The organism is Clostridia bacterium (assembly GCA_014360065.1).
Classification (GTDB): domain Bacteria; phylum Bacillota; class DSM-521; order Neomoorellales; family JACIYF01; genus JACIYF01.
In genome coordinates this window covers 1-4,407 of the sequence record JACIYF010000166.1, presented here as the reverse complement: position 1 = coordinate 4,407, position 4,407 = coordinate 1, and the positions used below count along the sequence as shown (strand labels likewise).

General features: G+C 59.3%; 2 protein-coding genes. Both read left to right on the top strand.

Going from position 1 to position 4,407, the window contains the following annotated elements; all coding sequences use genetic code 11:
* The first annotated feature begins 151 nt into the window (after positions 1-151).
* Positions 152-1,495, top strand: coding sequence for a DNA repair exonuclease (locus H5U02_14200; GenBank protein ID MBC7343574.1), 1,344 nt, complete (start codon positions 152-154; stop codon positions 1,493-1,495).
* Positions 1,496-4,303 (top strand): AAA family ATPase, encoded by a 2,808-nt coding sequence (locus H5U02_14195; protein MBC7343573.1) that lies wholly within the window; start codon positions 1,496-1,498, stop codon positions 4,301-4,303.
* The last annotated feature ends 104 nt before the right edge of the window (positions 4,304-4,407 follow it).

The following is a 4,407-nucleotide window of genomic DNA, read 5'->3' as shown; positions in this document are numbered from 1 at the left end:
TGAGACAGGAGGTCGAATTGGCCGGGAACCCCGCCGAAGGGCGAGGGGGAGCCATACGGATCGCTGGCGAGGCCAGTCTTTCGCCGGCGCCAGCGCCCCGGCATGGGAAACGTTTCGGAAGCATCATCAAGTTAAAGAGGAGCATGGGATCATGGGAATGGTGAGGTTTATCCATGCGGCTGACTTGCACCTCGACAGCCCGTTTTCCGGCCTGGGGGTGGATGCCCCCGAGATCCGGGACCAGCTTCGAGAAGCTACCTTTGGGGCCCTAAGGAACATGGTCGACCTAGCCATCCGGCGCCAAGTGGACTTTGTGGTCCTGGCCGGGGATGTCTTCGATGTCGCTGACCGTAGCCTGGCAGCCCAGATCCGGCTCCGGGATGAGCTAACCCGCCTAGGAGAACGAAATATCCCTACCTTTATTGCCCACGGTAACCACGACCACTGCCAGGGCTGGAGGGCCTCGCTCCAGTGGCCGCGTCAGGTTCACTTCTTTGCCAGTGACCAGGTGGAACGCTTGCCTGTCATCAAAAACGAAACCAGGATAGCCGAGGTGTACGGTATCAGCCATGCTGGTCCGGCCCTAAAAGAGAATTTGGCCCGGCGCTTCCGGCGCGGGGAGGGTAAACTGGTGCTAGGGGCGAGTTCGCCTTGGTCGAGCTCCCTTGAGGTTGCTCTCGGTAATGCGGCCGAACCGGTGCCGGCCATAGCCGTCCTCCATGCCAACCTCGGCGGAGCTACCGGCCATGAGGATTATGCTCCCTGTAGGTTGGAGGACTTGGCCCGGGGCCGTATGGATTACTGGGCATTAGGCCATGTACATAACCGCACCGAAGTGGAAGAGCAGGGCGTTTGCGCCGTTTATCCCGGCAACACCCAAGGGCGGAACATCAAGGAGCGCGGGGAAAAAGGCTGCTATTTGATCACCATTGATGGTCAGAGGGTGATCGGCCGGGAGTTTATTCCCTTGCACTGCTGGCGCTGGGAGCTGGTTCGGGTGGATGCCAGCTCCGCTTCCAGCCTGCAGGACCTGGAGGAAGCGGTCAAGGTGGCACTGGAAGACTGCCTGAGTGGTGCAGCTGGCTCTTCGGTGATAGCCAGAATCGAAGTAACTGGCCGGACCCAAGTTCACCGTGAGTTAGCCAAGAGAGGAATACGTGAGGCGCTGCTATCGGCGCTGCGGGAGTTTGGACTGGGTTTGGGAGCGGCCGGGCCAGGGTTAATCTGGCCAGAGAACTTAATCATCTCCACCCGACGACCCCTGGACCTGGAAACGCTAGCTTCGGGGAGCGATTTTGTGTCTGAATTCATTCGCACTGCCAGAGAGGCCCGCCAAAGCCCTGACTGGCGGGTCTCCCTCCTGGCTGAGCTAGATCCAGTCTATCAGCACCGGCGAGTAGAAGAACTGGTGGGCCCCATCGATGAGGAAATGCTCCATCGGCTGATTGACGAAGCTGAGGCGCTGGGGCTGGATTTGCTGGTAGGTGAGGACTAGGTGCGCATCACTTCCATTTATGTCGATGGCTTTGGCATCTTCCATGATTGTGGATGGGAGTTCCCTTACCCCGACCTGGTTTTGTTCACCGGCCCCAACGAAGCTGGCAAGACTACCTTAATGCAGCTGATCCGCTTTTTGCTGTTCGGACCGGAAGGGAAGCGTGCAGCCAACCAGTATCCTCCCTTGCATGGCGGGCGGCTGGGAGGCTATATGACTTTGGTGGATAGCCAGGGCCGGGAGTATCGCCTGGAGCGCTATCAGGGTAAAGCCGGGGGCCGGTACCGGTCGAGTTTGGGCTCGGACCCGACTCTAACCCAAGTGCCGCAAGCCTTGAGCTCCATTAGCCGGCACTTTTACCAGAACGTCTTTGCCTTTGGCCTGGAGGAGCTTCAGCGCCTAGAGACCATCCAGGATGAAGAAGTGAGTTCCCGCATCTATAGCGTGGGCCTGGGATTGGGATCGGCCTCACTTCCAGAAGTAATGGGAGAGCTTGAAGCCCAGATTGAAGAGCTTTATAAGCCTTGGGGCCGGAAACCCCGCCTCAATGCCACCTTAACAGCCATTGAGGCCAGTTGGCGGAGAATAGCCGGGCTCAAACATAGGACCGGTGCTTATGAACAGGTGCTGGTTAGCATCGAAGCGGTCAACCGCCGAATGGTGCAGTGTGAAGAGGAGATTCGAGCCCTTAACCAACGGCTGGTCTGGTTAGAGAAGCTAAGCCAGGCCCTGCCTTTGTACCAGGCCCGGGAGGTGGCAAAGCGGGAATTGGAGCGGGTCCCGTATGTGGAGGCCTTTCCTGAGGCCGGCATTGAGCGCTTAGAGGCCTTACAGTTGGATCTTAATCAATTAGAGGCCAGTATCGCTGCTAAGGAGCAGCAAAAAGCCAGCCTGGAGGAGCAGGCGTCACGGCTGGGCCTCAATGCTGAGATCTTGGCTCGGGCAGAAGACATTTCCGCCTTGGGATCAGCAATAGCTGTTGCCGAAAAGGCTTTAGCAGAGCTTCCCGAGTGCCAGAGCGAGGTGAGTGCAGCCCGGCGGGCTTGGGAGTTAGAGCTTAGGAACCTGGGGCCGGGCTGGGGTGCTGAGCAGGTGCAGAGCCTGGACACCTCGGTGGCAGTGACCGAAACCATAAGGCAATTCCGGGTGGATATGGATGCTGCCAGAGACCAGGAGCGCCAGGCGGGGCAGCAGGTGCAGCTGGCCCAGTGGAACGAGGAAAAGGTCCGGTCCCGGCTGGAGGAAAAAAGGAAACAACTAGAGGCAGCTAGACCCATGCCTAGGCCGGCTACCAAGCCGGCCATAGCCATCTTGGGGTTATTTGGGGCGCTGGCGGTTGTGTTCCTGGCCCGGGGTCAAACCGGGGCGGGCTTAACTTTAGTGGCCTTGGGGGTAGCTTTAAGCCTAGCTGCTTGGCGTTGGATGGGGCAGTTGGCCCAGGAAAGCCAGGCCGAACGCCGGCAAGGCCTGGAGGCCGACTTGACCCAGTTGAGCCGCGAGCTGGAACTAGCTCAATGCGATGGCGGTCGAGCCCAAGCCTCATTAGCCGAGGCTGAGGCTCAGGTCAGGCAACTCCAGGAGCAGTGGAAAGATTGGCTTGGGCAAAGAGGACTGAGCGCCGATCTGAGCCCGGAGGGAGCGGAGAGGCTAATTGCGGCGGTGGAAAGGGCGCGCACCGCCTTAAGCAGCTGGGAAGCGGCCAGGCAGCGGCTTGACCTTCGGGTACGGGAAGTTGAGCAGCTGGCGCACCGGGTGAACCAGCTTCTTGCAGAGCTGGGGCGCCCAGCCGTATCTGAGCCGGCTGATTTCCGCGTTGTCCAGGCGGCCCGGAAGCTGATGGACGAGTTTGAGCGAGAGAAGGAACGGGCCAATTCTTTACGCCAAGTTGAACAGAAGATTGAGGACATCAATCAAGATCTAGAAGGATTGAGAAGCCAACAAGCTCAGCTCCGAAAAAGGTGGGAGGAGCTTCTGGCCCAGGGAGGAGCTAGCGATGAAGACGATTTCCGGCGCCGAGCCCAAGACTACCAGCGGCGGCGCAAGCTCGAGGAAAACATGGCAAAGCTTGAAGACCAGCTGGAGGTACTGGCAGCTGGGAAGGTAGCTTCTTTGTATGCTGATCTAGCGGCCAAGACCAAGGAAGAGATCGAAGCCGAATTGGAGCAAGCGAAGGCGGAGAAACAGTGCCTGGAGGAAGAAGCTAGGGCCCTTCAGAAACGCTGGGGGGAGCTGGACAATGAGCGGCAGCATTACGAGCATGACCACGAGCTAGGGGAGGAGCTTTTGACTTTGGAAGCCCACAAGGAGGCCCTGCGGGAAGCTTTTCACCGGTGGGCGGTGCTGGTAATCTGTCGCAGACTTCTCATGCAGACGCGGGAGCGCTATGAGCGGGAACGCAGTCCTCAGATTATCCGCCACGCTTCTCAGGCCTTTGCCTGCATGACCGAAGGCCGCTACCCGCGGATCTTGGTACCGGTGGGAGAAAAGCGGCTGCAAATAGAAGACCGCCGGGGGCGGCGGCTGGACACTGACCAGCTGAGCCGGGGAACGGCCGAACAGCTTTACTTGGCCATGCGCTGCGGGCTGATTCGGGAGTATTGCTCCCGGGCTGAGCCCTTGCCGCTAGTCCTTGACGACATCCTAGTGAACTTTGACCCTGGGCGAGCGGAGGCAGCGGTGAAGACCTTAGTTGAGCTTTCCCACCTTACCCAGCTCCTGGTATTCACCTGCCACCCGGAGATTGCCTCCTTGTTTCGACAATATGGCCCCTCACCCATCACTGAAATCCAGCTCCAGCCTGAGCGCTAGGACTATGCCCGAGGCTAGCTACCGCTACCGGCAAAGCTACCTGCTCCAACCGCCAAAAGCTGGAGTGGTGCCTACTGATGCTTGCGCCAGGGGCGGAGTAGCCT

What these genes read in the sequence shown, in the direction of transcription:
- H5U02_14200 (MBC7343574.1), top strand. Translation starts at nt 152, where the DNA reads ATGGGAATGGTGAGGTTTATCCATGCGGCTGACTTGCACCTCGACAGC.